Genomic DNA, 26,665 nt, shown 5'->3' with positions numbered 1-26,665 from the left:
GTCCTCATCGGCAACGGGTTGCCGTCCAGTATTGCGCTTGCGTCGCGGAAATACTCCGGAAATGTGGGGGAATTTGGTACTAAACGCCCCATCAGTAACACCAGTCTCAGATGCCCGTCAAGAGGGTGACCTTGCGCCAGGTGTCACTTCGAAGGTAGATAGGTGGAACTCTGCCTTCGTAACCACTTTTTCTAGCCTTTTCGCGTTATTGCGGGAGAAAACTCGCGTTATCCCTTCCGCCAGCTCCTCCTCGCCCAGGTGCCACGCACTCGGCCCCATCCCCACCACGGCCCGGACCTCGTCAGGCCCGAGCGCCATGTCGAACGCCACCATCCGCCGCTCCACCTCGGCGAACCCCTCCAGGCTCCGCGCCACCCGCTGCTCCTTGCCGGCGTCGACGGACAGCAACCCCAGCTCCTCCACCAGCGGGCTGAGGTGGCCGGGCGCGGGCGTCACCACGACGACGCGCCCACCGGGCCGCAGGATCCGCCGGAACTCGGGCCCGTTCCTGGGCGCGAACACGTTCATCACCACGTCGGCGACCCCGTCTCCGATGGGCAGGCGCCGCCACACGTCGGCCACGAACGCCCCCACCCTGGAGTGCGCCCTGGCGGCCCGCCGCACGGCGTGCTTGGACACGTCGAACGCCATCACGACGCCGCGTCCCGCCGCGTCGAGGACGGCCGCCGAGTAGTGGCCGGTGCCCGCGCCGGCGTCGACGATGACCGGCTCGGCCCCATGGCCAGAACCACCGTACGCCTTCGCGCGCCCGCCGTCAGGCGAGTGTGAGAACGATTCGGCATGGGCGCTCCAGACCGCCTCCGCCAGCGCGCTCTCCAGCGGCGCGAAGTGACCGGCGGACAGGAAGGCGTCGCGGGCGGCGACCATCTCCGCGCTGTCGGCCGTGCCGGGCGGGCGGGACCCGACGAGCAGGCTCACGTAACCCTGCCTGGCCACGTCGAAGGAGTGGCCCCGGGGGCAGCGCAGCGCGCCGGGGTCGAGCCGCATTGACTGCCCGCAGACGGGGCAGGCGAGGTGTTCGGCGATGTCGGCCAGCATGCGGCCCATTGTCGCGGCCTACTGTCGCGCCTGGGCGCCGAGGGGCCGTCAGACAGCGCCGTCAGACGGTGGCGGCGGCCCGGACCAGGAAGTCGGCGTTGGACGCGGTCTCGCGGAGCTTGCCGACGAGCATCTCCATGCCCTGGTGGCGCTCCAGGCCCGTCAGCGAGCGGCGCAGCCGCCAGACCACCTGCCGCTCCCGCGCGGGGAGCAGGATCTCCTCCCGGCGGGTGCCGGAGGCGTCCAGGTCGACGGCCGGGAACACGCGGCGCTCGGCCAGGTCGCGCACCAGGTGCAGCTCCATGTTGCCGGTGCCCTTGAACTCCTCGTACAGGCTGTTGTCCAGCCGCGAGCCGGTGTCGACGAGCGCGCTGGCGAGGATGGTGAGCGAGCCGCCGCCCGCCACGTTGCGCGCGGCGCCGAAGAACCGCTTGGGCGCGTAGACGGCGGCGGCGTCGAGGCCGCCGCTGAGCGTCTTGCCGTTGCCCGGCGCGGTGTTGTTGTAGGCGCGGGCCAGGCGGGTGAGCGAGTCGAGCAGCAGCACCACGTCGCGGCCCTGCTCGACCAGGCGCTTGGCGCGCTCGACGGCGAGCTCGGCGATCGCGGTGTGGTCGCGGTCGGGATGGTCGAAGGTGGAGGCGAAGATCTCGCCCTGGATGCCGGCGCGCATCTCGGTGACCTCTTCGGGCCGCTCGCCGACCAGGAGGACCATGAGGTGCGCCTCGGGATGGTTCCGTGTGACGGCGGCGGCCAGGGCCTGGAGGACCATGGTCTTGCCGGCTTTGGGCGGGGCCACGATGAGCCCGCGCTGGCCCTTGCCGATGGGCGCGAACAGGTCGATGACCCGGGTGCTGAGCGACTCGGTCTCCAGGTGGAGCCGTTCGTCGGGATGCACCGGCGTCAGCTCGGCGAATCGCGGCCGGTCGCGCCAGTGGCTCTCGCCGTTGACGGTCTCGACCTCGACGAGCCTGCCGCCGTCGACCTTGGCGGTCACGTGGTCGCCGGGACGGAGCCCGAGCTGCTTGACCCGGTCGGCGGTCAGCCGCAGGTCACCGGAGCTGGGTAGATGGCGGGTGCGGAGGAATGCGGATTTGTCCCGCACGTCCAGCAAGCCGCTGATGACGTGAACAGACATGATGAACCCCTTTGAGGGCATGCCGGTAAGAGAAGCACCGGCGCGCGTAGGTGAGGAAACCCGAGGCCCGCGGAAGGGGCAGATCGGGAGGGAGGAGAGCGGCGGAGCTTGAGCTCGAACGCCACCGGCAACGTACCACACGTCGCTGCCCATGAAACGTCTAGCCCTCTCGGGCTATTCCCGGGGCATTCTCGTGTCTTCGCGCGTGAAACGCGCCGTGGACCGTAACAATGTTCTTCTCGCCGTCCTGTCCGATCCGGACATGGAATCCGCAAGCGCCCTGCAGGACCTTTGCAATGACGGCGAGGTTACCTATACGCAGACGATCCTTGGGGGATGACATGAACAGCACCCGTTGCCCGCGATGCCACAACGAGCTCGACGAGGGCCCGATCATGTACCGGTGCGCCACCTGCCGGCGCGCGGTCTTCGCCGCGGACCTGGAGAACGAGTTCGTTCCGCGCCAGCCCGTAGCCGCTTAATCTGGGGCGTATGCCCCACCAACCGCTGCACGTGGCCGGCGTCGAGGTGACACCCCTCTGCGACGCCGTCGGCCCCATGGGCGAGGCGATCAGACGCCCGCTCGCCGAGACGTTCCCGGGAGCGGACCTCCCGGAAGAGCCGTGGATCCTCCACTTCCACTGCTACCTGCTCCGCGACCACGCGGGCCGCCTGACCCTGGTCGACACCGGCATAGGCGGCACCGACTCACCGGCGTCCAGCTGGGCGCCGGTCCCCGGCTCGCTGGCCGGGGAACTGGCCGCCGCGGGCGTCGCGCCCGCCGACGTCGGCACCGTGATCCTCACGCACCTGCACAGCGACCATGCCAGCGGGGCCGTCGCCGACGGCCGGCCCGTGTTCGAGAACGCCCGCTACGTGCTCCAGGACGCCGAGCTGGAGGCCGCCGGCGGCGCCATGCTCCACCAGGTGATCGACGTGATCAAGGGCCAGCTCCAGGTGGTCGACGGCGTCGCCGAGGTCGCGCCCGGCGTGCGTGTCCACCTGACCCCCGGCCACACGCCCGGCCACCAGATCGTGCGGCTCGGCGACCTGGCGATGACCGGCGACCTCGTGCTGCACCCCGCGCAGCTCGCCGACCCGGCCGTGCGCTACGTCTACGACGACGACCAGGAGCGCGCGGCCGCCACCCGGGCCGAGGTGCTGGCCGGGCTGCGGGCCGAGCGGGCGCTGCTGGCCACCGCCCACTTCGAGGAGCCGTTCGTACGGCTCTGAAGGTGATCTACCGGCCGGCGAGCACCGGCTGATCGGCCAGCAGGCTCGCCGGCAGCATCACCCGCGCGGTCAGCCCTCCGTAGGGCGAGGGCGCGAGCGTCACCTTGATGCCGTGACGCGACGCCAGCCGGCCGACCACGAACAGGCCCAGCCGGTCGCTCTGCGCCAGGTCGAACTCCGGCTTCTCCGCCAGCCGCGTGTTGAGCTGGTCGAGCTCCTCGCGGGGCAGGCCGAGCCCGCGATCCTCCACCTCGACCGTCAGACCGTGAGGGGTCGAGGTGGTGCGCAGGTCGACGCGGGTGCGCGGCGGCGAGAACAGCGTCGCGTTCTCGACCAGCTCGGCCATCAGGTGGGCCACGTCGGTCACGGCCGTGCCCAGGAGCGAGACCGGCGGCGGCTGCAGCACCTCGACCCGTTGGTACTCCTCGACCTCCGCCACGGCCGCCCGCAGCACGTCGACGATCGGCACCGGGTTGCGCCAGCCCCGGCCCGGCTGCTGGTCGGAGAGGATGATCAGGCTCTCGGCGTGGCGGCGCATGCGGGTGGTCAGGTGGTCGAGCTTGAACAGGTCCTCCAGCATCACCGGGTCCTCGGTGCCCCGCTCCATGCCGTCGAGCTGCATGAGCTGGCGGTGCAGCAGCGACTGGTTGCGGCGGGCGAGGTTGACGAAGACCTGGTTGACGCCGTGGCGCAGGTTGGCCTGGCTGAGCGCCGCGTTGACGGCGGTCGACTGCACGTCGTTGAACGCGTGCACGATGTCGTGCACCTCGGACGTCTCCGCCTTGACCTCCAGCGGCTCCACCGCGGTGCCGACCGGCGGCTTGGCGCTGGTGCGCAGCTGCTCGACCAGCTCGGGCAGGCGGACCTGCGCCAGGTGGGTGGCGGCGTCGCGCAGCCCGGCGAGCTCGCGTACGAGCCGCTTGCGGAAGCGGAGCGACAGCAGGATCGAGGCGAGCACCGCCAGCAGGCCCACCCCGCCCGCGACCGCGATCTTCATCAGGATGCCGTTGGCCGCGGGCGCCAGCCGCTGCGCGTACGCGGCGCTGGTGGTGCGCTGGTTGGCCTCGACGGCCTTCCACAGGTTGTTGGCGTCGACCGGCCAGGTGGCCGCCTCCGTCGGCAGGCCGTTGACGACGGCCTGGCCCCGCATCGCGTCCTCCGCCTCCAGGAACTCCTGGTAGAGGGGAGAGCTGATCAGCTCCTGGTAGGGGGTGCGCAGCTCGCCGTCGAGCTGCGTCAGGGCCTGCGAGTAGAGCAGCCGCCTGGTCGCCGCCCACTCGGCGAACGCCTCACGCTCCGCGCTGGTCACCCGGCCCCGGCTGAGCACCACGGCGATCATCGCGCGCTCCCTGGAGAGCATCTCCTTGCCCTCGGCCAGCATGGCCAGCGCCCGTACGTTGCGGTAGAGGGCCAGGTCGGGCACCAGGACCAGGGCGTCGTACATGCGGAAGGAGGCGTCGACGATCTGGTTGTAGCCGTTGATCAGGTCGAGCTGGGACGGGTTGGGCGCGTCGACGTCGCGGCGGATCTGGGTGAGCCGGTCGAGCTGCCTGAACAGCGCGTTGAGCTGGGCGCTCATCGCGGGGGTGAGGTCTTCCTGCCGCCCGGCCAGCTCGCGCAGCTCCTTGGCCGCTCCGTCGGTCAGCGTGCGCTGGAGGAACAGGGTCTCCGGATTGCGCTTGGCCGAGATGAACTGGATCGAGGACAGCCGTTCGTTCTGCAGGTGAGTGGTCAGCTCGCTGGAGGGCTCGGCCAGGTTGGTGGTCAGCTTGTCGGTCTCCAGCATCTGGATGCCGTCGCCCGCCGTCAGACCCGCCGCGAACGCCCAGAGCCCGACCAGGGAGGTCAGCGGGACGAGCAGGAGGATGAGCAGCTTGATCGCGATGGGACGGCCACGTGTGGGGGGCATGCGACCTCCGGAGGCATGTGCGGGCGCCTCGCAGATTACACCCCAGCGCGATCCGGGGTCATGCGCCGGCGCGGGGGCTCGACGCCCCCGCGCCCGGAGCGGTCATCGCCTGGTTTGCTCGGGACGGCCGGCCACGAGGCGGTCGTCGTCGGCGCGCTCGGCCGTGGCCGCGCGCTCCTCGGCGGCGGTGCGCCGGTCCGCCGCGCGCTCGTCGGCGGCGGTGCGTCGGTCCGCCGCGCGCTCGTCCGCGGCGGTGCGCTGGTTCGCCGCGTGCTCCTTCTCCAGCTTCTCCTGCAGCCGGCGCTTCTCGCTCTCCAGCTCGGCCACCCGGTGGGAGGCGTCGGCCCGCGCGCCGCGGAGCGCGCGGCGGTGCCTGGCGGACCTGCGCGAGCCGAGCGCGATCAGCCACAGCCCGAGCAGCAGCACGGCGGCCGCGGCCGCGCCGGCGAGGAACATCTCGACGTGGTTCGGCTGGAAGGTGTAGCCGAACAGGTTGTAGCTCGTGCCTTCCTCGGCGAGGACCAGGATGGCCGCGCCGGCGCCGAGAATCACCAGTAACAGACCCATGAAGATCATCTGCACTCACCCCTTGTCGTCAAAGCGACGTCCAACTGCCCAAGGAGCGTGGGGATATGCGCGAGGATCAAGGAATGAGACCCGATCCCGGCGAGGTTCTGCACTTTTCGGAGGATCCGACGATCGAGCGGTTCGTCCCCCACGTGGCGCCGACGTCCAGGCAGAGCGAGCCGTACGTGTGGGCGGTGGGGGCCGACCGGTGCCCTGACTACTGGTTTCCGCGCGCCTGCCCGCGGGCGCTGGCCTGGACGGGGCCCGGGACCACCGCGGAGGACGCCGTACGGATCATCGGCGCGGGCTGCGGTGACCGGGTGCACGCCATCGAGTACGGCTGGCTGAGGCCCATGCTGGAGACCAGGCTCTACGCCTACCGGCTGCCCGCGGACGGCTTCGCGCCCATCGGCGACCCGCCGCACGCCGTGGTGTCCACGGTGCCCGTGACGCCGCTCGGCCCGCCCGAGCCGGTGGGCGACCTGGTCGAGCTGCACGAGCGGGCGGGCATCCAGCTCCGGCTGCTCGACAGCCTCTGGCCGTTCTGGGAGGAGGTGATCGGCAGCAGCCTGGAGTTCAGCGGAATCCGTATGCGGAACGCGCGCCGATGAGCGCGGTCAGCTCCTCGACCGTCATCGAGCCCGGCCGCCGCCGCTCGCGGGCGAACCGGTTGGCCTCGCGCTGCAGCACCTCGTTGACCGGGGTCGGCAGGCCCAGCTCGCGCCCCAGCAGGACGATCTCGCCGTTGAGGTGATCGGCCTCGATGGAGCCCGAGCCCTTGGCCAGGCTCTGCCAGGACGAGCCGCCGCCGCGCGCCTCGCCGCCGATCGGGCGCATGTCGACGCGGTCGCCGCGCAGCTCGCGCTCCTCCCGCGGCGTCGAGTACGGGATCCCGGCCGCCTCCAGCACCGCGACGCCCTCGGCCCTGGCCTGGTCCAGCAGGGGCCGGGCGGCGGGGTCGGGCCCGCACAGCGCCTCGACGGCGTTGGTCAGGTTGGTCAGCAGCTTGCCGTGCTTCCACCGCATGACCTCGGTGGAGGTCACCCCGACCAGGTGGCTGCGGTCGAGGTCGGTGGCGATCTGCTTGGCCAGCTCGTCGGAGCCGTACGGGTAGCGGCCGACGTGCAGCAGCCCCGAGCGCGGCCACCCGTAGGCGGCCACGACGCCGGGCTCGGTGTGGAGGGCCGGCAGCCACACGCACATGCCGTAGACCCTCTCGAACCGGCGCAGCGCGGTCCGCTCGTTGGCCACGCCGTTCTGCGCGCACACCACCGGCAGGTGGCGGGGCCACGGGTCGAGCGCGGCCACCGTGTCCTGCGACTTGGTGGCCACGATCAGCACGTCGCCGTCGCGCGCCGGCACCGGGCCGTCGGTCGCGGGGATGTCGATGACCTGGTCGGAGCCGGGGGTGATCAGGCGCAGGCCGCGTTCGCGCAGCGTCTCGTAGTGGGCTCCGCGTGCCACCAGCAGCACGTCGTGGCCGCCCTGGTGGAGCCGGGCCCCGATGGTGCCGCCCACCGCTCCCGCGCCGATCACGATATATCGCATGTTAGGAGGTGTCACCTTTCATTTGGCGAGCGCCACCTCGGCCGGGGAGGCCGTGGCGGCGCGAAATCGCTCCCGGAAGATGGTCTTCAGCACCCGCCAGCCGTCGCGCAGCGCGTGCAGGTTGCTCTCGCCGTGGATGCGGCAGCGCTCGTGGCTGGGCACCTCCCTGGTGACCAGGCCGGCCCTCGCGGCGCGGATGTTCATCAGGGTCTCGATCTCGAAGCCGTCGCAGTCGAGGGCGAGCGCGTCGAGGTGGCGTGCCCAGAACGCGTTGTAGCCGTAACACAGGTCGGTGTAGCGCGTCCCGTACATCAGGTTGGTCAGGACCGTGAGCGCCCGGTTGCCGAGTGAGCGCAGCGGGCTGAGGTCGTCGGAGCCGCCGCCCGGCGCGTACCGCGAGCCCTTGGCGAAGTCGGCGCCGGCGGCGAGCGCGTTGACGAACGAGCGGATCTCGCGGCCGTCGGTCGATCCGTCGGCGTCCATCATGACGATGATGTCGCCCTTCGCCGCCGCCGCTCCCTCGATCAGGGCGTTGCCCTTGCCGCGCCGGGTCTGCGCGACCACGCGCAGGTCAGGGCGGAGGCGGCGGGCGACCGCCACCGTGTCGTCGGTCGAGTCGCCGTCGACCAGGATCACCTCGTCGATCCAGGCCGGTAGGGTGGCGAAGACGTGGGGGAGGTTGTCTGCCTCGTTCAGCGCCGGGACGATGACGCTGACGGTGGCGGGGAAGGGCTGCTCGTTCATGCAGGCAAAGATCCCTTCACGCGCATGCAAGACACTTGACGACGCCTTGCATCAGTCGCGGATCTCTGTGTCGGTGACCACTCCGTGACCTGCGAACATATACGGAAAAAGGTGTTCTTACCGGCGAACGTCCATCCGGTCATGACGGCTTGACAACGAGCCGTCCCATGCGCTAGATCGAGGCTTCGTTCGTACGGGCCAGAATCTCGTCGACCGTCTCGGCGGGGGTCTGCGCGGAGGTGTCGAGCCAGAGACCGATGCGCGGCGTGTCGCGGCGCAGCCCCGCGTCCAGCTCGGCCACGGTCCACGCGCCGTAGGCGGTCTTGGCGCGTTCCGCCTCCCGACGCGCCACGGTGGCGGCGTCCGGCGCGAGCACCACCACCATCAGCGGGCGGGTGGTCACCAGCCGGGTGAACAGCTCCAGGTCGGGGCCGAGCACCACGTCCTGCACCACGGCGGTGAACCCCTCACTGGCGTAGAGGTCGGCCGCGGCGGCCGCGACGCGGTAACGCAGGCGGAGCTGGCGCACCGCCTCATCGCCGGCGCCGGGGGTCATCGGCACGCCGCCGGTGACCACCATGCGGCGGAACACGTCTCCCCGCACGTGCGCGGCCCTGGGCAGCCGCTCGGCGAGCGCCTGCGCCACGGTCGACTTGCCGGCCGCCTGGATGCCGGTGATCAGGTAGACGGCGCTCACACGCCGGCCAGCTTGCGGACCCGCTCGGCGCCCACCGCCAGCAGCAGCGTCGGCAGCCGCGGCCCGGTGTCGCGGCCCACCAGCAGCCGGTAGAGCAGCGCGAAGAAGGCCCGCTGCGCCGCCTTCACCTCGGGCGTCGGCTTGGCGTCGGCCGCCAGCCCGGCCCGCAGCTTCGGCACCCCGTACACCAGCGTGGTCAGCCCTTCCAGCGACCAGTGCTCGTCGAGGCCCTCCGTCAGCATGCGCAGCGACTCGCGCTCGTCCTCGCCGAGCGAGCCCAGCAGCTCCTCGTCGGGCGACTCGCGCACCCGCGTGCGCTGGTCGGCGGGCACGTGCGTGTCGATCCACGCCTGCGCCCGGTCCAGCCTCGGCCGGACCTCGTCGAGCGCGGCGACGCCGTCGAGGTCGCCGAGTATGCGCCCGATCTGGCCGGTGTCGCCGGTCGTGACGTCGGCGATGGAGGCGAGAGTCCGGTAGGGCACGGGCCGGGGGGTGGCGGCCAGCGGGCCGCGCGAGGTGCGCACGGCCCTGGCGTGCGCGGCCAGCTCGGCCGGCTGCGCCTCGTCCTGCGCGACCTTGCGGCCGAGCGCGTCCCACTCGTCGTAGAGCCGCTGGATCTCCTGGTCGAAGGCGACCTTGAAGGACTGGGACGGCTTGCGGCGGGCGTAGAGCCAGCGCAGCACCGGCGCCTCCATGATGCGCAGCGCGTCGGCCGGGGTCGGCACGTCGCCCTTCGAGCTGCTCATCTTGGCCATGCCGGTGATGCCGACGAACGCGTACATCGGCCCGATCGGCCGCTCGCCGCCGAACACCGGGCCGACGATCTCCCCGCCGACCACCCAGGCCGAGCCGGGCGAGTGGTGGTCGACGCCCGACGGCTCGAACACCACGCCCTCGTACGCCCAGCGCATCGGCCAGTCGACCTTCCACACCAGCTTGCCGCGGTCGTGCTCGGCCAGCCGCACCGTCTCCCCGAACCCGCACGCGCAGGAGTAGGCCAGCTCGGTGGTGTCGTCGTCGTAGGCGGTGACCGTGGTCAGGTCGCGCTCGCACATCTCGCAGTACGGGCGATAGGGGTAATAGGCGCCCGGCCGCTCCTCGCCCTGCTTGGTGCGGTAGCGCGCCAGCACCGCGTCGATGCTCTCGCGCTCGCGCATGGCGGTCAGGATCTGCTCGCGGTACGCGCCCGAGGTGTATTGCTCGGTCTGGCTGATGCCCCGGTAGTCGACGCCCAGCTCCGCCAGCGCCTCGATCATGGGCGCCTTGAAGTGGTCGGCCCACGAGGCGTGGTCGCTGCCCGGAGGCGCGGGCACCGAGCTGAGCGGCTTGCCCACGTGCTCGGCCCACGACGGGTCGACGCCGGCCGGCACCCTGCGGAACCTGTCGTAGTCGTCCCACGACAGCAGGTGCACGCACGCGTGCCCGCGCTTGCGGATCTCGTCGGCGACCAGGTGAGGGGTCATCACCTCGCGCAGGTTGCCCAGATGGATCGGCCCCGACGGGCTGAGGCCCGAGGCGCACACGATGGGCTCGCCCGGCGCGCGGCGCTCCGCCTCGGAGATCACCTCATCCGCGAACCTGGACACCCAGTCGGTCTCCGTGCTGTCAGCCACGCTCATCGCGCCATTCTTGCGGTTCCCCGGGGCCGAGGCCAACGCGCTATTCCCCGGTCGTGCCGTCGATCCGCTCGCGCAGCAGGTCGGCGTGGCCGTTGTGGCGGGCGTACTCCTGGATGAGGTGGATCAGCGTGCGCCGGTGCGACACGTCCTGGCCGTGGCGCTGCCGCTTGGCGAGCGCGTCCAGCGGCAGGGCGGCCGAGATCTCCCGGGCCCGCGCGATCTCGGCCCGCCAGGTGGCGAACGCCTCCTCGGCCGAGGCGGTGTCCACCTCGTCGAAGTCGGCGTCCTGGCGGGTGTCCTTGCCCCACAGCCGCGGCACGTCCTCGCCGTCGATGATCTGGCGGAACCAGGCCCGCTCGACGTGGGCCATGTGCCTGACCAGGCCGAGCAGGGACAGGCCCGACGGCGGCACGGCGCGCTCGCGCAGCCGCTCCTCGCTCAGCCCGGCGCACTTGGCGGCGAGCGTCTCGCGCTGCCAGTCGAGCCAGCTGTTGAGCACGGCGCGCTCGTCACCGGTGAAGATGGGTGGTGTCCGTTCCATCCGGGCAAGCTAGCGCACTTCGCACGCGTAGCCGGAGGGCAGCCCGGCGTCGGCGCCTGACCGGGTGGCCTGGAAGCCGAACGTGGTGCTCTGGCCGGGGCCGAGGGCGCCGTTGTAGGGGGCGTTCTCGAAGACCGCGCCGGACCTGGCGGCGTTCCACGAGCCGGTGATCTGGTGCCCGGCCGGCAGGGTGACCGTGACCCGCCAGCCGGTGATGGGGGACGTCCCGGTGTTGGTCACCGTGACGGGCTGGACGACGTAACCGGTGGGCCACTGCGTCTGGGTGGTGGCCACCGCCGCGCATCCGCCCGTGGTGCCGCCCGTGGTGGTGGTGACGGTGACCGTGCCGGAGACGGGGGAGAGGTTGCCCGCCGCGTCGCGGGCGCGGACCTGGAAGCGGTACGTGCTCTGCGGCGTCAGCCCGGTGGCCGTGAAGGTCGTGGTCGCGGCGGTGCCCACCTGGGCGAACGAGCCGCCCGACGAGCCCGGCGCGCGCAGCACGTCGTAACCGGTGACGCCGGTGTCGTCGGTGGAGGCGGCCCACGTCAGGGTGGTCGCGGTGGCCGTCGTGCCCGTCGCGGTCAGGTTGCCCGGGGCGGTCGGCGGGGTGGTGTCGCCCCCGGTCGAGGCCGGTGGGACGCGGACGATCCGGTCGTCCTGGGCGACCGGGTTGCCGCGGCCGTCGCGGTTGCTGGTCGCCACCCAGAGCCAGCCGTCGGGGCCCACCGCGACCGCGCGCAGCCGCCCGTACTCGGAAGTGAACTCGGCCTGCGGGGTGCCCGCCGTGCCGTCCGGGTTCAGCGGCACGGCCCACAGCCGCTGGCCGCGCAGCGCCGCCGCGAAGAGCGTGCCGTTGGCGTACGCGAGACCGCTCGGCGACGCCTCGGCCGTGGTCCAGGTGACGATCGGGCTGCGGAAGGAACCGCTGCCGCAGGCGCCCTCGCAGGTGGGCCAGCCGTAGTTGCCGCCCGCGACGATCCGGTTGACCTCGTCCCAGGTGTTCTGGCCGAACTCGGTCGCGTACATCCTGCCCTGCGCGTCCCAGGCCAGCCCTTGGACGTTGCGGTGACCGTAACTCCAGACCCGGGAGCCCTGGAACGGGTTGTCGGCGGGGATCGCGCCGGTGGGCGTGATGCGCAGGATCTTCCCCGCGAGGCTGTTGAGGTTCTGCGCGTTCGAGGTGGTGCCGGCGTCGCCGGTCGCCACGTACAGCATGCCGTCGGGACCGAACGCGATGCGGCCGCCGTCGTGGATCGCCGCGCTGGGCACCCCGGAGAGGATCACGGTCTGCGTCTGCGGCGCGGTCAGCTCGAACCTGATCAGGCGGTTGTCGCCGGCGGTGCTGGTGAAGTAGGCGTACACCCAGCCGTCCCTGACCGCGATGCCGAGCAGCCCGCTCTCACCCGAGGCGCTCACCCCGGCGACCGTGGCGACCTGCGTGGGCGCCTGGCCGGGGCGTACCCGCATGATGCGCCCGGTGTTGCGCTCGGAGACCAGCCCGCTGCCGTCGGGCAGGAAGGCCAGCCCCCACGGCACCTGCAGCCCCGTGACGGACACCTCCGCCCGATCGAAGTCGAACCCGCCGACCACCTGGGCCCGCGCCCCGGGGGCGCTGAGGACCAGGGCGACCAGCGCCATGACGAGCGCGGGGACGAGACGGGCGCGCATGACGGGCTCCTTGGCGGGATCGTCGTATGCGGACGCCAGCACCGTAGGCACCGGTGGCGCGAGACCTCAACGACCGCGGCAGGTCAGAGCCCGCGACCTGCGACGACGCCTGTCTTGGAGGTGAAACTTTCAGGCCAGGGCGGCGGTCTCTTCCTGGCTGAAGGCGATCACGATGTATCGGCCGTTGGCGTAGCTGACCACGGGCCGTCCGAGCCGCTCGCCCACCCTGCGGGCCACGCCCTGGAAGAGGTCGACCATCTCCGGGGTGTCGGCGCTCACCCTGAACCGGCCGCTCGTGAGGAGGTGCTCGGTGACCAGGGAGGCGAAGCCGGCCTCGGCGCGGGCCCGTTCCTCCGCGTCGAGGGGGGTGCGACGGACCGGGGAGTGCTGGGGCATCGCTGATCTCCTTCTGATCGCCGTACCGGCATGCTAGCGGCGGCTCCAGGTTCCCTGGGAGTAGTAGCCGTTCGGATAGCCGTGCGGGGGGTGCGGAGATAGGTTGTCGGGACCCTCCCCAGGTAAGGACGTATGTGATGCCGGCCCAGACGCCGCCGACGATCTCCCCGCGGACGAGTGGGGCTGACATGGGGGATTTTTGCCGTTATCTACCGTTTAAGTTACGTTTGTCGCACTACGGCGACCGTAACTCTTGTTCCGGACGCCCGAATCGGGGGAGAGGGAAGCACGCGGACGGAAAGGCGGCAGGTCGCGCATGAGCGTCGTGAAAACCGGCATCAGGCGAAGGGTTCGGCTTCTGGGTGAGGCGCTGCGTCCCCCGAAACCGGCCAAGGCGATGGACGCGAACAGGCCGAGGAGTGCCGACTCCCCCCGCCCGCCGAAACGCGTGCAGGTCGTCGACTACAGCGTCCCGATCATGCCGCGCCAGGTGGAGTCGCCCGTCTTCGTGATCGCCTCGGTCCGCTCAGGCTCCACGCTCCTGCGCAGCCTGCTCAACAGCCACTCCCGCGTCCGCGCCCCGCACGAGCTGCACCTGCGCACGCTCAGGGTGCAGCCGGCCCCCGGCTTCTCCGAGGAATCCATGCTGGAGCTCGGCCTGGACCAGGTGGAGCTGGAGCACGTGCTGTGGGACCGCATCCTCCACCTGGAGCTGCAGCGCAGCGGCAAGGACGTCATCGTCGACAAGACCCCGGGCAACGTCTTCACCTGGGAGCGGCTGAAGTACGCCTGGCCGAAGGCGAAGTTCCTCTTCCTGCTGCGCCACCCGGAGGGCGTGGTCTCCTCCCTGGAGAACCGCAAGGGCAACACCAGCTCGCGCGAAGCCCTGGAAGCCAACGCGCTGAAGTACTTCAAGCCCTTGGAGAAGGCCCGCACCACCCTCGACGGCCTGACGCTCCGCTACGAGGAGCTGACCGCCGAGCCCGAGCGGGTCACCCGCGAGGTCTGCGACTACCTGGGCGTGCCGTGGGAGCCGGAGATGCTCGACTACGGCAAGCACGACCACGGCAGGTACCTGCCGAACCTGGGCGACCGCAGCGACAACATCAAGTCCGGCCGGATCCAGCCGGCCCGCACCTTCGGCACCGCCACGCTCTCGCCCCGGCTCGCCAAGTACGCCGGCGCGTGGGGCTACGCCTGACGTCACCAGCACGACGGAAGCCGTGCGTCTCCAGGGAGGAGACGCACGGCTTCACTGCTGCGGGCGCAGCGCCATCCAGAGGACCACGCAGTCTTCCTCCGCCGGATTGCGCCAGGAGTGGGGCTGCTGGGTGCGGAAGTGGAGCGAGTCGCCGGCGCCCAGCATGTAAGCGGTGTCGGCGACCGTGAACGCCAGCTTGCCCGACATCACGTAGAGCAGCTCCTCGCCGGGGTGTCCCATCGGCTTGCTGCCGCTGCTCGCGCCGGGGAGGACCGTCGCGACGGCCGCCGCCATCAGGAAGTCGCCGTACGGGCCGGTGATCCCGGCCAGATCGAGCCCCGCGTGGGAGGTGTAGATCGGGCGCCTGTTGGCGGCCCGGGTGTGGACCGTCGGCAGGTGGTCGTCGTCGTCCTCGACGAAGTAGGACACGGGGAGCTCGAACGCTCCGGCGATCTTGAGCAGGGTCGTGATGGTGGGGACCATGTCCGACTGCTCGATCTTGTGGATCGTCGCCGCCGACACATCGGCGCGCTCGGCAAGTGACTGAAGCGAGTAGCCGTTCTGCTTGCGGAGTGACTTGATCTTCGGGCCGATACCGGAGACGACTTCGGCCACTCGTGCGATCACGCAGACCCTCCGCCAAACTCACGCGTTTCTCGGGTTCTCAACCAGTCCTTGTACACACCTTGACGGTACCTCAGAGCTACGTCAAGTATGGTGAATAGAAATTTGAGCATGCTCAACGCGGTGCGTTCCGATGGGAGACGAGCGGGAGATGACCAGGCGAATCGTTGTTGTAGGCGGTGGAGCCGCTGGGATGGGTGCCGCGGGTGCCGCCAAGGGCACGGACCCGAGCGCGGAGGTCATCGTCTTCACCGGATACGAGGACGCCGCGTACAGCCCCTGCGGGATTCCCTACGTCCACGGCCGCGAGATCGCGAGCTTCGAGTCGTTGTTCATGGCGACCAAGCAGCAGTACGTCGACCAGGGCATCGACATCCGCTACGAGACGACCGTCGCGAGCATCGACGTCAAGGCCAAGACGGTGACCACGACCGACGGCACCGTCGAACGCTACGACTCGCTCGTGCTCGCCACCGGCTTCGACTACGCCGACCCGGACGTGCCGAACAGCGACCTGGGCGGCATCTACTACGTCAAGAACATCCGCCAGGCGATGGAGTGGGACAAGGTCCTCGACACGGTGAAGACCGCGGTCGTCGACGAGGCGACGCCGCTGGGAGCCGAGATGGTCACCGCGCTCGCCCACCGCGGCATCGAGACCCACCTGGTCGACCCCGCCCCCTGGGCCATGTCGTCCGCGACCGACCCGGACATCATGGAGCCGGTCCAGGAGTCCTGGATCGAGATGGGGGCCAAGCTCCACTTCAACACCAAGGTCACCGGCTTCGTCGGCGACGGCGGCAAGCTGCGCGAGGTCACCACGTCGCAGGGCGGCATCCAGGCGGACCTGGTGGTCGTCGCCACGAAGAAGGTCCCCAACGTCGAGCTCGCCACCGCCGCGGGTCTCAAGACCGGCATGAGCGGCGGCCTCATCGTCGACGGCCGGATGCGCACCTCGGTGAGCGGGGTGTACGCGGCCGGCGACTGCACCGAGATCCCGCACGGCGTCTCCAACGTGCCGATCCAGGGGCTCTCCGGCAGCCACGCCTACGCGCAGGGCAAGGTCGCAGGGGTGAACGCCGCGGGCGGCACCCGCGAGTACCAGGCCGTCTACGTGCCCTGGGGCATGGTGGCCGGCAAGTGGATGATCGGCGGGGTCTCCTTCAGCGAGACGCTGGCGACCGCGCTCGGCGTCCCCTTCGTCGTGGGCAACGCGCAGGGCATCTCCCGGGCGCGCTACTACCCCGACGTGAAGCCGGTCAAGGTCAAGCTCCTGGCCGAGCCCGAGCATCTGCGGCTCATCGGAGCCCAGCTCGTCGGCGGCGAGGGCATCAAGGAACGCGCCGACTTCCTGGCCATGGCCGTGCGCACCGGGATCACGATCAACGACCTGGCGACGATGGAGAACGTCTACAGCCCGCCGATCGGCGCGCTCAACGAGCCCATCTCGCTCGCGGCGCAGAACGCCCTGTCGAAGCTGGGGAAGTGAGATGGGGCTGACTCGCTGGGTACGCCAGACGTCCGAGCACTACCTGATGATCGACGCGCAGGACAAGGTGGCCGCTCGTCTCGGCGCCACCCGTCCTCTGCCGCCCCGCGGCGTCGAGATCTTCTGGCGCCGGATCTACGTCCCGGTCTTCCACCGGCTGCCTCTGAAGCTGCGCAACGCGGTCATCGCGCGCATGCCGGGGAGCCACCAGAAGCAGTGGAAGCAGCAACCGCCGCGAAAGGGACCCGCGGTCTGACAGCCGACAAACCATAGAGCGAGTTATTCACAAAGGAGTGACATGTCCACCAAGACGGTAACCGTCGCGACTCCCGCCGAAGGCGACGTTCTCTGGGACACCAGCGAGAAGGTCTTCGAAGACATCCGGGCCGAAGAGGGTCAGAAGGCCACGGTCTTCATCCACTCGGTGCCCTTCGAAGGGTCCGTCTCCCTCGTCAACCTGATGACGTCCACGCGCCTGCAGCGCAAGGGGTTCAAGCTGACCGTCGTCCTCTACGGCCCCGCCGTGCTGCTCGGCGCCGCCGGTCGCGGCTACCCCGCGGTCGGCAAGGAGGGGTTCCCGGGGAACCTGGCGGTCAACAGGCAGCTCCAGACTCTCCTGGACGAGGGCGCCACGATCTACGCCTGCCGCTTCGCCATGGGCGCGCTGTACGGCATGCGGGAGGACGACCTGATCCCGGGGATCAAGGCGTTCAACCCGCTCGACGTCCTGGACTCCGCCCTGACGGCATGGCGGGAGGGCCACTTCCAGCTCAACACTTGGACCATGTGATGACGAAAGCACCATCGCGGCACTCTGACGCCCACCGGCACATCGGAGTTCTGCCCGCCTTCCCGTTCTACGGCGGACCGCCCGTCAACCCGGACGTGAAGGCCCGCGCCACCGTCGACGAACTGCTCGCCGACCTGGACGCGGAGGGCACCGAGCGGGCGCTGGTGATCCCGAACTACGGGGTCCCCGATCCCAAGCACTCGTTCGAGCTCAACGAGCTCGTCGTCGAGGCGGCGGCGAGGGACGACCGGCTCCGCGCCGCGGTGTGGGCGTCTCCGCGACCGCAGGACGCCGAGCTCACCGAGAAGGCCCTGACGCTCGTCGGCGAGACCGGGGTGAAGGCTCTCAAGATCAGCTTCCTGCTCGGCGGGTCCGTCGAGGACGCCGAGTGCCAGGTCCAGCTGGACAAGATCTTCGCCGCCGCCAAGGCCAACAACCTCGTCGTCCACGTGCACACCTCGCCGGGTGCGCAGTCGGACATCGACAAGGTCGGCCAGCTGGTGGACCGGTACGCCGACGAGACGCCGGTCCACCTGGTCCACTTCGGTGGCGGGGTGAGCGGCCACATCAAGCTCATCGGCACGAGGTTCTTCGACTGGATCGAGGCCGGCAAGAAGGTCTACACCGACCTCACCTGGTCCGTCGGGTTCGCTCCGTACTGGCTCGCGCAGGAGATCGAGCGGCGCGGGATCGGCGGCGACCGCGTGCTGTTCGCCTCCGACCTGCCGTGGGGCGACTTCGCGGGTGAGTACCACCGCATGATCGAAGCCGTCGGCGACGGTGAGCTGGCGGACCTCGTCTTCAACGAGAACTTCGACCGCCTGTACAGCTGACTCACAGGGGGCCGCGGGTCCCGGGGCGCCGCCCCGGGGCCCGCGGTCTCTCATCTATGCGCTGCACCAAGGGAGCAGATTTGGCAAGATCCGGAGAATCGCAAGAAGTCATCGCGAAGTGGGAGGGCGACTGGCGGGCGACCGTCACGGCCGGGGCGTTCTCGTTCCCGGTGGACGAGCCCCCGGAGGCCGGCGGAACCGACACCGGCCCGATGCCGACCGACTACTTCCTCGGGTCGCTCGCGTCCTGTTACGCGCTGGCGCTGGCGTGGTCGGCGCGCAAACGCGGCATCGAACTGCCCGACCTCCAGGTGTCGGCGGTCGGCGAGTACGACGGCCCGCGCTTCAAGGAGATCAGGCTGACCGTGAACACCAGCCTGCCGATCGAGGAGCTGGAACCGCTGCTCGCCCCGGCCTCCCGGGTCTGCTACGTCTCCAACACGCTCGCCCACGTCCCCAAGATCGACGTACGGCAGGCAGACATCTGCGCCTGAGGCGAGGCGCGCCCCGCGCGGAGCACGCCTCGCCTCCGGGTCAGCCCCCCAGCTTCGCGTCCAGCGCCATCATCGTGTCGACGAACGCCTGGACCGGCGCCGTGGCCACACCGGCGCCGACCTGGCCGCTGCCGTCGGCGTTGTGCAGGATCCCCGTCGTCACCTGCGGGGTGATGCCGAGCTCGACGACCTTGCGCACGTCGACGCCCACCGGTGAGCCCTTCATCCCCCACACCGGGATCATGAACCGGCTGGAGTTGCCCACGCACACCTGGTCGAGCTGCGTGGTCAGCTCGGCGGCGGCGGCCATGGTCCCCCCGACGATCTGGGCCACAGCCGGCGAACCGGCCGCGGCCGCGCCGCCGAGGCCCACGAGCTCCAGCACCGAGCTGTCCCCGATGTCCGGGGCGGCGTCCGCCTCACTCCGCCCCGGGTGGTAGAGCGCGCGCTCCACCATCGGCGCGGGCGCGAGGTGCCAGTCGGAGGACGGCCCGGCCAGCCAGGCGGCGAAGTCGGTCCCGTTGCGTGCCATGCCGGTCACGACCGAGCTGTTCTCGACCTCGGCGGCCCAGGCGGTCAGCGCCCGGGCGGCGGCCATGGCCAGCGTGAGGAACAGCAGGTGGTTGCCCGAGAGGAACGTCGCCGCCTCCGTCCGGCGGGGGTGGTCGCCCGACACCAGCGCGGGCAGCAGGTTGCGCAGCAGCAGGTTGGTCGCGGCCTGCGTGCGGACGTGCACGTCGTCGCCCATGGCGACCGCCTGCGCCGCCAGCGACATCACGTCGACCGGCCCGGCCTCGGCCAGGGCGGCGGCCAGCACCGGGCCGACCACCTCGCGCAGCAGCACCAGACGGTCGATCGCGCCGGGGGTGTCGCGGCCGAACCACGCCACGTCGCCGGGCCCCTGGCCGATCGGCGCGTAGGTGGTGACGCCGGCGTCGGCGAGTTCGACGGCCCACACGGGCGTGCCCGGCCCCATCGCCGTCGCCATCGGCACGACCACGCCGTGCGCGTTGGCCGGCTCCAGCCGTACGGAACCGTCCAGGAGCAGGGCGTCGGCCTCATCGGGGTCGCGCGCCCACCCCTCGGCGCAGACCGCGGCGCGCATCGAGCGGCGCAACGGGTCGACCGTGTCCTCGATCGCGATGCGCGGCCCGCAGTGCAGGAGCACCCGGCCCTCGGCCAGGATCGGGATCACCTCGCCTGCGGTCCGCACGCCGACCAGCTGCGGCGCGCCCCGGTCCAGCCGCCGGAAGACCTCCTTGTTGGCGGCGTCGATCGTCGCCGCGTGCCGGCCGTAGAGGCGGCGAAGAGCCGCGACCACCTCGGCGTCACCGCCACCGGGAATCCGCCAGTCGACCTGGACCACCGGGCGCTTCTGCTCGGCGATCGCCTCGGCGAACAGCGGCAGGCCGATGTTGACGACGTTCACCTCCCCGGGAAGGCGCACCGGGGTGGCGGTATCAGTGGCGTTCATCGGTTTCTCCCTTGATGTCGTTCCCCTCGGCGGGGTCCCCCTTGATGAAGTTCTCCGCGAGCGCGACCAGCGCGGCCTCGGAGTGCTCGAACGAGGCACGCGCGGTCCGCGCGCGGCCCAGCAACGCGGTCGCCTCCGCGAGGCAGTCGGCGGCCATCGCCTCGACCACGGGCGGGGCCGCCCCGCCGGCCAGCGTCCGCGTCTCCACGATGTGCCGGGGGTCGAGGATCTCGGTGAGGTCCCGGCCCTCCAGCCCGAGGGAGATCCCGGCGTACTGCTGGGCGGCGGACTCCAGCCGGGCCGCGTCGAGGTCGATGCCGCGCAGCCCTTCCCTGCTCGCCTCCCGCACGGCGATCCCGACCACCTGGTAGGCGGTCCGGTAGTCCACCCGGCAGGTCTGCATGACGAACTCCGCCAGGTCGGTCGCCTGGCTGAAGCCCGACTCCAGGGCCTCCCACATCCGGTCGGCGTTCACCGTCATGCTGCGGATGACCCCGCTGGTCAGCCTCGTCGTACGCAGCGCCAGGTCCAGCGCGCGGGGGATCTCGCCGTACGCGTAGATCAGGTTGTCGCTGCGGGCCGACGGGCTCTTGCTGACGGCGAGGAACCCGGTGAGCCGGCCGATCAGGGTGCCGGAGGCGCCGCGGATGATCGAGAGGGCGTACGGGTTGCGCTTCTGCGGCATGAGCACGCTGGAACGGCTGAACCCGTCGGCGATGGTGATGTAGTCGAACTCGTTGCTGGCCCAGATCTCCAGGTCCTCGGCCAGCTTGCTCTGCGTGGTCAGCAGGCTGGACGCGTGCGACAGCGCCGCGATGAGCCCGTCGATCTGCCACATGGCGTCGCGCGTGTGCTGGATGAAACCCTCGAAGCCGAGCAGTTCGGCGACCCTGCCCCGGTCGGCCAGCAGCCGGCTCCCGTTGACGCAGCCCGCCCCGCCCGGACTGGTGTTGACCCAGGCCAGGGCGTCCATGAGCCGCTCGGCGTCGCGCAGGACCGGGTAGGCGAAGCTGACCAGGTAGTGGCCGAACGTGGAGGGCTGCGCGTGCTGCAGGTAGGTCTGGTCGGGCAGCCACGTCGTGCTGTTGCCCGCCGCGACCTTCGCGATGGCCTGCGCCAGCTCCGCCGACGCCTCGATCAGGTCCTCCAGGACGCTCCGCACGTGCAGCCGCAGGGCGATGCGCACCGCCTCGCGCCGCGGCCGGCCGGCGTGCAGCCACCCGGCGTCATCACCGATCTGGGCGGTGAAGTACCGCTCCCGCGAGTTGTACGGCTCGCCGAACGCCGGGTCGTAGGGGAAGTCCTCGGCCGGGGTGCGCACGGCCCGGAGCAGCACCCGCATGAGCTGCTCGGCGGCGCTGTAGGGGACCACCCCGCGTTCGTGCAGATCGACGAGGTGCGCGAGGTCGGCGAGGTTGAGGCCCGCGTGCAGCAGCGGCGAGTCGGCGTTCTCCAGCGCGAACCCGCTGTCGATCAGCTCCTGGGCCGGGCCTTCCACCGGTGGGCCCAGGCGGTCGAGCCCGCCCCGGTGGTGCGCCGAGGGTGCGGACGGCAGTCCGTCGTCGATCATCGTGCCTCCCATCCGGCGACGGCGTCGAGCAGGCCGCCGGTGTGCCAGAGAACTGTGGTCAGGTCGGGGTCGTGGCGTCGTTCGCCGAGGATGCGCGGGAGGGCGCCCAGCGCCTTCGCGGTGTAGACCGGGTCGAGGACGACCCCTGAGGCGCGCAGCGCCAGCCGCGCGGCGCGCTCGCCCTCCTCCGAGGGGCGGGCGTGCCCGGGGCCTCGGGCGTCCTCCACCACGACATCGGACGCCTCCGGGATCTCGGTCCCCATCAGCCGGGCGCATCCCTCGCCGAGCTCGAGTATCCGCCGCGCGGTCTCGTCCGGCGGCCGGCTGACCGAGGCGCCACGAATCAGCATCCGGCGCCCCGACGCCACGGCCCCGGACACCAGCCCGGCCTGCGTCCCCCCAGACCCCGCCGCCACGACAACCACAACAGGCCCCACAAGCCGGCCCTCAACGTGAGCCCCGGCTTGTGCCCCGGACCGGCCCTCAGAGTGAGGCCCGTGCTGGGCCGCGGTTTGGTCCCCGGGCTGGGGCGCGGCTTGGGGTACGAGCTGGGTGGAGAGTTCGAGGGCTGCCAGGTGGAAGCCGGTCGCGCCGAGTGGGGTCGCGCCGCCGCGTGGTACGGCGAAGGCGGCCTGGCCGAGTTCGCCGGCCGCTCTCTCGATCGCGACGTCGACGAAGGCGCGGTCAGGGTCGTGGGTCCATCGGATCTCCGCGCCCCAGTGGCGGGCCGCCAGCAGGTTGGGGTGCGAGGTCTGGGGAGGTGATCCGGCGTAGATCAGTACGCAGCGCAGGCCCGCCCAGGCGGCGGCCGCCGCCGCGGCCTGGCAGAAGTTCGAACCGGGCGTCCCGCCGGTCACCAGCACACGCGCCCCGGACTCACGGGCGGCCGCGATCAGCATCTCCAGCTGACGCGCCTTGTTCCCGGCCACCGCGAAGCCGGTGAGGTCGTCCCGCTTGAGCAGCATCCGCCCGCGCACGCCCAGCGCCTCGGCCAGCCGTGGCGCCTCCACCAGGGGAGTGGGCAACACGGCCAGCTCAGCCCGAGGCGGTGCCACCCCTTGGTTCTCCCGGTGATCCGGTGTCACGGCCATGAAGGCGACTCCTCCGACCTGGCGCGGCGGGCGCGGGCCACCACGAGGTCGACCATGGCGGCGGCCGCGCCGGCGTCGGACGGGTTCTGGGTGCCGCCCAGGTGGGTGCGCAGGTTGGCCGCCATCCGGTCCGAGCGCACCTCGAGTCCCTCGACGAGCTGGACCCCGAGCCTGAGCGCCGTGCCCGACAGCAGGCACACCTCGGGCAGCGCCACCCATTCGGCCTTCCAGGCCCGCCCGTCACGTTCGTGCTGGCTGACGACCGACTCCAGCAGCACCCCGGCGTTGGCCCTGACCAGCCGGGCCAGCGTGTTCAGGTGCTCGCTGCCCTCGGGGTTGCGCTTGTGGTGCATCGTGATGCTGCCGACCACCCCTTCGGGACGCGGCTCGCCCAGCTCGCCGATCTCGGGGCGCTGCAGCTCGTACACCTCCTCGCCGATCCGCGCCAGCGTGCCGGTGACCAGGGCGAGCAGGCCGCCGAACTCGGCGATCCGGTCGCGGGCGCTCAGCCAGGAGATGACGGGGTCGGCCAGCCCGAGGTCGGCGCAGAAGCGGGCCCGTACGGCGAGTCCGCGGTCGCCGTACGCGACCAGGGTCCCGATGCCGCCGCCGAGCTGCCCGACGAGCCACCGCGGGGCGCCCTCGCGCAGCCTGTCGAGGTGCCGCCGGATCTCGTCCGCCCAGGACGCCGCCTTCCAGCCGAAGGTGGCCGGCGCCCCCGGCTGGCCGTGCGTCCGGCCCGCGATCGGGGTGTCGCGGTGCGCCACGGCCAGGTCGAGCAGGCGGTCCTCGATCCGGCGCAGGTCGCGCCAGACGATGCCGCCGACCGCGCGCGTCGCCAGCGAGGTCCAGGTGTCGGTGACGTCCTGGACGGTCGCGCCGACGTAGACGTGCTCGCGGGCCGGCTCGGGCAGGACCCGGCGCAGCTCGTGGATCAGGCCCAGGGTCGAGTGGCCGGTCTCGCGGGTGCCGCGCGCGACCCGGTCCAGGTCGAGCCGGTCGACGCGCAGCTCGGCGGTGATGGTCTCGGCGGCCCCTGCGGGTATGAGCCCTTCCGCCGCCTGCGCCCTGGCCAGCGCGGCCAGCACGTCGAGCCACCCCTGCAGGCGGCCCCGCTCGTCGAAGATCTGCCGTAGCTCGTCGGTGCCCCACAGGTGCGAGTAGACCGTCGAGTCCGAGATGCGCGCGCTCACGTCGCGTTCTCCCGCCCTTCCTCGGTGGTACGAAGCTCCTCGGCCAGGTCCGAGGCGGCGGCCAGCCCCGCCGAGACCAGGGTGAACGACGCTCCCCAGGGCACCACCACCGTGTCGCCGCGGGTCTCGATGTGCTCCTCCAGCAGGCAGCACTTGGTGAGCCGGGCCTCGCCGGGAGGGAGCGGCCTGCTGGCCGCCAGCGCGGCCGGGCAGATGTCGACCTGGGTCACGCCCGCCGCCCGATCCGGATAGAAGTGGTCGTGGATGGCGCGCGAGCGGGCGCAGCCCAGCAGCAGCCAGTCCGCCTCGGGCGGCACCTCGTCGAGATAGGAGACCTCCGCCCCGGGGACCGTGATGCCGCCCCCTCGGCACGGCAGCAGGTAGTGGCCGGCCGGCTCGCGGGCGGCCATCTCCTCCAGGTCGACGACCTCTGACACGCACTCGGTCGCCGGCAGCTCCTCGGCGGTGTCGAGGACGCGCCGTACCTGGTCGACCAGCTTGGCCGGCCAGGGCGGGGCGACGTCGAGCACGTGCACCCGGCGCGGGACGGCGTCCAGCATGAAGTTGACGTGCCCGTAACGGCCGCGGACGACCACGCAGCGCGGGGCGTCGGCGATCCCGGACGCCGCGCGCAGCAGCTGGCTGGGCACGGCGGTGTCGATGTCGGCCCGGTCCACGAGGATCGTCTCCTGGGGCGACGCCAGCACGCGCACGTCGGTGACGTCGACGAACAGCTCCTCCTCGCCTGCCTTGGTGACCTCGACCAGGGCCAGTCCGTCGTCGTTGCGTGCCACCACGAACCGGGTCCTGCGATACACCTGACGGCTCAGGAAGAACTCCCGCAGGGAACGCTCGTCGAGATCCACCGGGACGTCGGTGAACGCCACGGTTCGATACTGATGCGGGATCATGGTGAATCCTCCAGTCCTGCGTCGTGCGGAGGGAAAGTTCCCATGGTGTCGGAGCGCAGCCCCAGCCGGAGCGTCTCGACCGCCAGGGCGTCGGCCGGAGCGATGTTGCCGAGGTTCACGTTCGCGCCGTAACGCCGGATGAGCCAGGCCTGCTGCGCGCGAAGGGGCGCCTCGAACAGGGCGTTCTCCAGGCCCACCGCCGAGACGACCGCGTCGACGATCTCCGTGCGCACCTCGCCGGCCGGGTCGTACAGCCCGACGGTGCCGCTCTCGCGCCCCTCGGTCACCACCCAGCGCGCGCCCGCCTCCAGGTCGGCCCGCGCGTCGGCGCCCCACTGCCGGGCCGAAGGAGGCGTGTCGGGGTTCTTGACCCCGATCTCCGAGAGCACGACGAACCGGGACGCCGCCGCGCTGATCATCGCGTTCTTGTCGTCGCGCGGGATGGCCACCGAGCCGCACGACACCTCTATGCACGGGAACCCCACCGACTCGGCCCAGTCCATGAACCGGTCGAGCACGCCCTGCTGCCACGACACCTCCAGCAGGGTCCCCCCGGTGCAGGCCAGCACCTGGTGCGCGGCCAGCAGGTCGAGCTTGGCGTCCAGCGCCGGATCGATGTAGGCGGTGCCCCAGCCGAACTTCCACACGTCGATGCTCGCGGCGGCGGAGGACAGCCGGAGCTCGGCCTCGGCCACCGACATGCCGTTGTCGAGGACGTGCGAGATGCCGCGCCGGCGGGGCTTGGTCGTGCGCTCCGGAAGGGTGAGAAAGCCGGCGACCTGCGATGTCTGGCCGCGCGACGCTTCACGGTAGCGAACGGGGTGTCCTGTCACGGGAAAGGCTTCCTCACTAGAATGACGTCTTCAGCGCCTGCTCTGTCTGCCGGCGCCACCCACCGCATGGAAGAGAACTCATCGTGCCGATCAACGACCTCGACCACCTGGCACAACGGCTGCGCGGCCTTCCGGGCGTGACGGCCAAGAGCGCCATCGGGGCGGTCACCGACGTGTTCGGCGGCGGTGACTGGTGGTCCGGTCCCGGCGACGACGGAGCCGTCGTGCACGATCGCGGGCGCAACCTGATCGTCGGCGGGGAGGCGATGCTGCCCTCCTTCGTCGCGAAGGACCCCTACGGCGCCGGGGTGGCGGCCGTCCTGGCGAACGTGAACGACCTCGCCGCCATGGGCGCCCGTCCTCTCGCGATCGTCGACACGATCGTCGGCCCGCGCGAGGTCACCAGGAAGATCCTGGAGGGCCTCAAGTGGGCCGGCGAGACCTACCAGGTGCCCGTGGTGGGCGGGCACCTCACCGAGAGCGACGGCCCGCCGAGCCTGTCGGCGTTCGGTCTCGGCACCGCGGAGAAGGTGCTGTCGGCCACGCACGCCGCCCCCGGCCAGGCGTTGATGCTCGCCTGCTGCCTCGACGGGCGCATGCGCGACGACTTCCTGTTCTTCCCGTCGTTCGACGAGCGGGGCGACCGCCTGGCGGGCGACGTCCGGGCCCTCGCCGAGGTGGCGGAGTCGGGCGCGGCGGTGGCCGCCAAGGACGTCAGCATGGCCGGCATGATCGGCTCGCTGGCCATGCTGCTGGAGGCCAACAGGCTGGGCGTCCAGGTGGACATGGACGAGCTCCCCGTGCCCGAGGGCGTGCCGGTCGCCGACTGGCTGTCCTGCTTCCCCTGCTTCGCCTTCCTGCTCACGGCGCCTGACGACCGGGTCGAGGAGTGCGCCAAGGCCTTCACCGCGCGAGGGCTGACCGCGCGCCGGCTCGGCACCCTCGACGACACCGGCGAGGTGCGCCTGCGCGACGCCTCCGGCTCGGTGGTGGTCTTCGACCTGAACGAGGAGTCCGTCACCCGGCTGGGCCGCTGACACATGCCC

At 71.4% G+C, this 26,665-nt stretch carries 28 protein-coding genes; 10 read left to right on the top strand and 18 right to left on the bottom strand.

The annotated features are described in order from the left end of the window. Positions 1-117: 117 nt before the first annotated feature. Positions 118-1,059 (bottom strand): putative RNA methyltransferase, encoded by a 942-nt coding sequence (locus ACZ6YG_RS37035; RefSeq protein ID WP_466020546.1) that lies wholly within the window; start codon positions 1,057-1,059, stop codon positions 118-120. A gap of 61 nt (positions 1,060-1,120) precedes the next feature. Beyond that, on the bottom strand, positions 1,121-2,194 hold the full coding sequence (gene rho / locus ACZ6YG_RS37030; RefSeq protein WP_466020545.1) for a transcription termination factor Rho: 1,074 nt from the start codon (positions 2,192-2,194) through the stop codon (positions 1,121-1,123). Between the two features lie 341 nt (positions 2,195-2,535). Here rho and ACZ6YG_RS37025 point away from each other — a divergent pair, with 341 nt between their 5' ends. Both ACZ6YG_RS37025 and ACZ6YG_RS37020 read left to right on the top strand, forming a co-directional pair. Continuing rightward, the gene (locus ACZ6YG_RS37025) at positions 2,536-2,676 is read left to right on the top strand and encodes a hypothetical protein (protein WP_187281584.1); all 141 of its coding nucleotides are present in this window, start codon (positions 2,536-2,538) and stop codon (positions 2,674-2,676) included. A 10-nt stretch (positions 2,677-2,686) separates the two neighbouring features. After that, complete coding sequence (locus tag ACZ6YG_RS37020) at positions 2,687-3,427, top strand: MBL fold metallo-hydrolase (RefSeq protein WP_466020544.1); 741 nt, start codon at positions 2,687-2,689, stop codon at positions 3,425-3,427. 7 nt (positions 3,428-3,434) lie between these two features. On the opposite strand, the gene ACZ6YG_RS37015 is transcribed toward ACZ6YG_RS37020, so the two are convergent. Together ACZ6YG_RS37015 and ACZ6YG_RS37010 are read right to left on the bottom strand one after the other, a co-directional pair. Further along, on the bottom strand, positions 3,435-5,336 hold the full coding sequence (locus ACZ6YG_RS37015) for a sensor histidine kinase (RefSeq protein WP_466020543.1): 1,902 nt from the start codon (positions 5,334-5,336) through the stop codon (positions 3,435-3,437). A 102-nt stretch (positions 5,337-5,438) separates the two neighbouring features. Beyond that, positions 5,439-5,903 (bottom strand): hypothetical protein, encoded by a 465-nt coding sequence (locus ACZ6YG_RS37010; RefSeq protein ID WP_364231789.1) that lies wholly within the window; start codon positions 5,901-5,903, stop codon positions 5,439-5,441. 83 nt (positions 5,904-5,986) lie between these two features. On the opposite strand from ACZ6YG_RS37010, the gene ACZ6YG_RS37005 reads away from it, so the two are divergent. Beyond that, positions 5,987-6,514, top strand: coding sequence for a DUF6886 family protein (locus tag ACZ6YG_RS37005; protein WP_148036239.1), 528 nt, complete (start codon positions 5,987-5,989; stop codon positions 6,512-6,514). Here the strand turns inward: ACZ6YG_RS37005 and ACZ6YG_RS37000 are convergent. The 7 genes from ACZ6YG_RS37000 to ACZ6YG_RS36970 all read right to left on the bottom strand — a co-directional run bounded on the left by ACZ6YG_RS37000 (position 6,480) and on the right by ACZ6YG_RS36970 (position 13,116). Further along, entirely contained in the window at positions 6,480-7,451 is a 972-nt protein-coding gene (locus ACZ6YG_RS37000; RefSeq protein WP_148036240.1) for a ketopantoate reductase family protein, read from the bottom strand. The two genes, ACZ6YG_RS37005 and ACZ6YG_RS37000, sit on opposite strands and share 35 nt — an antisense overlap. Before the next feature lie 18 nt (positions 7,452-7,469). Continuing rightward, positions 7,470-8,195 (bottom strand): glycosyltransferase family 2 protein, encoded by a 726-nt coding sequence (locus ACZ6YG_RS36995; RefSeq protein ID WP_466020542.1) that lies wholly within the window; start codon positions 8,193-8,195, stop codon positions 7,470-7,472. A 172-nt stretch (positions 8,196-8,367) separates the two neighbouring features. Then, on the bottom strand, positions 8,368-8,892 hold the full coding sequence (locus ACZ6YG_RS36990) for an AAA family ATPase (RefSeq protein WP_466020541.1): 525 nt from the start codon (positions 8,890-8,892) through the stop codon (positions 8,368-8,370). Continuing rightward, positions 8,889-10,511: a lysine--tRNA ligase gene (gene lysS, locus ACZ6YG_RS36985; RefSeq protein ID WP_271280237.1), complete on the bottom strand. Its 1,623-nt coding sequence runs from the start codon at positions 10,509-10,511 to the stop codon at positions 8,889-8,891. The genes ACZ6YG_RS36990 and lysS overlap by 4 nt, the downstream gene beginning before the upstream one ends. A 40-nt stretch (positions 10,512-10,551) precedes the next feature. Next, positions 10,552-11,052 carry a DinB family protein gene (locus ACZ6YG_RS36980; protein WP_219545501.1) on the bottom strand — a complete coding sequence of 167 codons (501 nt, stop codon included), beginning with the start codon at positions 11,050-11,052 and terminating at the stop codon, positions 10,552-10,554. A 9-nt stretch (positions 11,053-11,061) separates the two neighbouring features. Further along, the gene (locus tag ACZ6YG_RS36975) at positions 11,062-12,720 is read right to left on the bottom strand and encodes a PQQ-dependent sugar dehydrogenase (protein WP_466020540.1); all 1,659 of its coding nucleotides are present in this window, start codon (positions 12,718-12,720) and stop codon (positions 11,062-11,064) included. 129 nt (positions 12,721-12,849) lie between these two features. Beyond that, complete coding sequence (locus ACZ6YG_RS36970) at positions 12,850-13,116, bottom strand: hypothetical protein (protein ID WP_271280234.1); 267 nt, start codon at positions 13,114-13,116, stop codon at positions 12,850-12,852. A 316-nt stretch (positions 13,117-13,432) separates the two neighbouring features. Here ACZ6YG_RS36970 and ACZ6YG_RS36965 point away from each other — a divergent pair, with 316 nt between their 5' ends. Continuing rightward, positions 13,433-14,317 (top strand): sulfotransferase family protein, encoded by an 885-nt coding sequence (locus tag ACZ6YG_RS36965; protein WP_148036246.1) that lies wholly within the window; start codon positions 13,433-13,435, stop codon positions 14,315-14,317. A 51-nt stretch (positions 14,318-14,368) separates the two neighbouring features. Here ACZ6YG_RS36965 and ACZ6YG_RS36960 read toward each other — a convergent pair whose 3' ends face one another. Then, on the bottom strand, positions 14,369-14,944 hold the full coding sequence (locus tag ACZ6YG_RS36960; RefSeq protein WP_148036247.1) for a helix-turn-helix domain-containing protein: 576 nt from the start codon (positions 14,942-14,944) through the stop codon (positions 14,369-14,371). A 130-nt stretch (positions 14,945-15,074) separates the two neighbouring features. Here ACZ6YG_RS36960 and ACZ6YG_RS36955 point away from each other — a divergent pair, with 130 nt between their 5' ends. The 5 genes from ACZ6YG_RS36955 to ACZ6YG_RS36935 all read left to right on the top strand — a co-directional run bounded on the left by ACZ6YG_RS36955 (position 15,075) and on the right by ACZ6YG_RS36935 (position 18,547). Continuing rightward, positions 15,075-16,430: an FAD-dependent oxidoreductase gene (locus ACZ6YG_RS36955; protein WP_333485759.1), complete on the top strand. Its 1,356-nt coding sequence runs from the start codon at positions 15,075-15,077 to the stop codon at positions 16,428-16,430. A gap of 1 nt (position 16,431) precedes the next feature. Beyond that, on the top strand, positions 16,432-16,686 hold the full coding sequence (locus ACZ6YG_RS36950; RefSeq protein ID WP_148034933.1) for a hypothetical protein: 255 nt from the start codon (positions 16,432-16,434) through the stop codon (positions 16,684-16,686). A 42-nt stretch (positions 16,687-16,728) separates the two neighbouring features. Further along, positions 16,729-17,220 (top strand): MSMEG_0572/Sll0783 family nitrogen starvation response protein, encoded by a 492-nt coding sequence (locus ACZ6YG_RS36945; protein ID WP_148034932.1) that lies wholly within the window; start codon positions 16,729-16,731, stop codon positions 17,218-17,220. Then, positions 17,220-18,053 (top strand): amidohydrolase family protein, encoded by an 834-nt coding sequence (locus ACZ6YG_RS36940; RefSeq protein ID WP_148034931.1) that lies wholly within the window; start codon positions 17,220-17,222, stop codon positions 18,051-18,053. The genes ACZ6YG_RS36945 and ACZ6YG_RS36940 overlap by 1 nt, the downstream gene beginning before the upstream one ends. 80 nt (positions 18,054-18,133) lie before the next feature. Then, positions 18,134-18,547: an OsmC family protein gene (locus ACZ6YG_RS36935; RefSeq protein ID WP_187281463.1), complete on the top strand. Its 414-nt coding sequence runs from the start codon at positions 18,134-18,136 to the stop codon at positions 18,545-18,547. A 40-nt stretch (positions 18,548-18,587) separates the two neighbouring features. Here the strand turns inward: ACZ6YG_RS36935 and ACZ6YG_RS36930 are convergent, their stop codons facing one another. Genes ACZ6YG_RS36930 through ACZ6YG_RS36905 form a run of 6 tightly spaced genes read right to left on the bottom strand, consistent with a single transcriptional unit; the run spans position 18,588 to position 25,619 of the window. Next, on the bottom strand, positions 18,588-20,021 hold the full coding sequence (locus ACZ6YG_RS36930; protein WP_148034929.1) for an oxamate carbamoyltransferase subunit AllG family protein: 1,434 nt from the start codon (positions 20,019-20,021) through the stop codon (positions 18,588-18,590). After that, positions 20,008-21,591, bottom strand: coding sequence for a lyase family protein (locus tag ACZ6YG_RS36925; protein WP_466020539.1), 1,584 nt, complete (start codon positions 21,589-21,591; stop codon positions 20,008-20,010). The genes ACZ6YG_RS36930 and ACZ6YG_RS36925 overlap by 14 nt, the downstream gene beginning before the upstream one ends. Next, the gene (locus ACZ6YG_RS36920) at positions 21,588-22,619 is read right to left on the bottom strand and encodes a 1-aminocyclopropane-1-carboxylate deaminase/D-cysteine desulfhydrase (RefSeq protein ID WP_466020538.1); all 1,032 of its coding nucleotides are present in this window, start codon (positions 22,617-22,619) and stop codon (positions 21,588-21,590) included. The genes ACZ6YG_RS36925 and ACZ6YG_RS36920 overlap by 4 nt, the downstream gene beginning before the upstream one ends. Before the next feature lie 53 nt (positions 22,620-22,672). Beyond that, a complete protein-coding gene (locus ACZ6YG_RS36915; protein WP_219545508.1) occupies positions 22,673-23,875 on the bottom strand; it encodes a class-II fumarase/aspartase family protein in 1,203 nt (400 codons plus the stop codon). Beyond that, positions 23,872-24,786 (bottom strand): XcbA family protein, encoded by a 915-nt coding sequence (locus ACZ6YG_RS36910; RefSeq protein ID WP_148034939.1) that lies wholly within the window; start codon positions 24,784-24,786, stop codon positions 23,872-23,874. Before ACZ6YG_RS36910 ends, ACZ6YG_RS36915 begins: the two co-directional genes overlap by 4 nt. After that, positions 24,783-25,619 carry a phosphosulfolactate synthase gene (locus ACZ6YG_RS36905; protein ID WP_466020537.1) on the bottom strand — a complete coding sequence of 279 codons (837 nt, stop codon included), beginning with the start codon at positions 25,617-25,619 and terminating at the stop codon, positions 24,783-24,785. The genes ACZ6YG_RS36910 and ACZ6YG_RS36905 overlap by 4 nt, the downstream gene beginning before the upstream one ends. An 83-nt stretch (positions 25,620-25,702) precedes the next feature. Between ACZ6YG_RS36905 and ACZ6YG_RS36900 the strand changes: the two genes are divergently transcribed. Then, positions 25,703-26,656: an AIR synthase related protein gene (locus ACZ6YG_RS36900; protein ID WP_466020536.1), complete on the top strand. Its 954-nt coding sequence runs from the start codon at positions 25,703-25,705 to the stop codon at positions 26,654-26,656. Positions 26,657-26,665: the final 9 nt, after the last annotated feature.

It is taken from the genome of Nonomuraea sp. NPDC054003, assembly GCF_055585125.1.
Note: the sequence above shows the minus strand (reverse complement) of the source record. Positions and strands in the feature narration are given on the sequence as shown.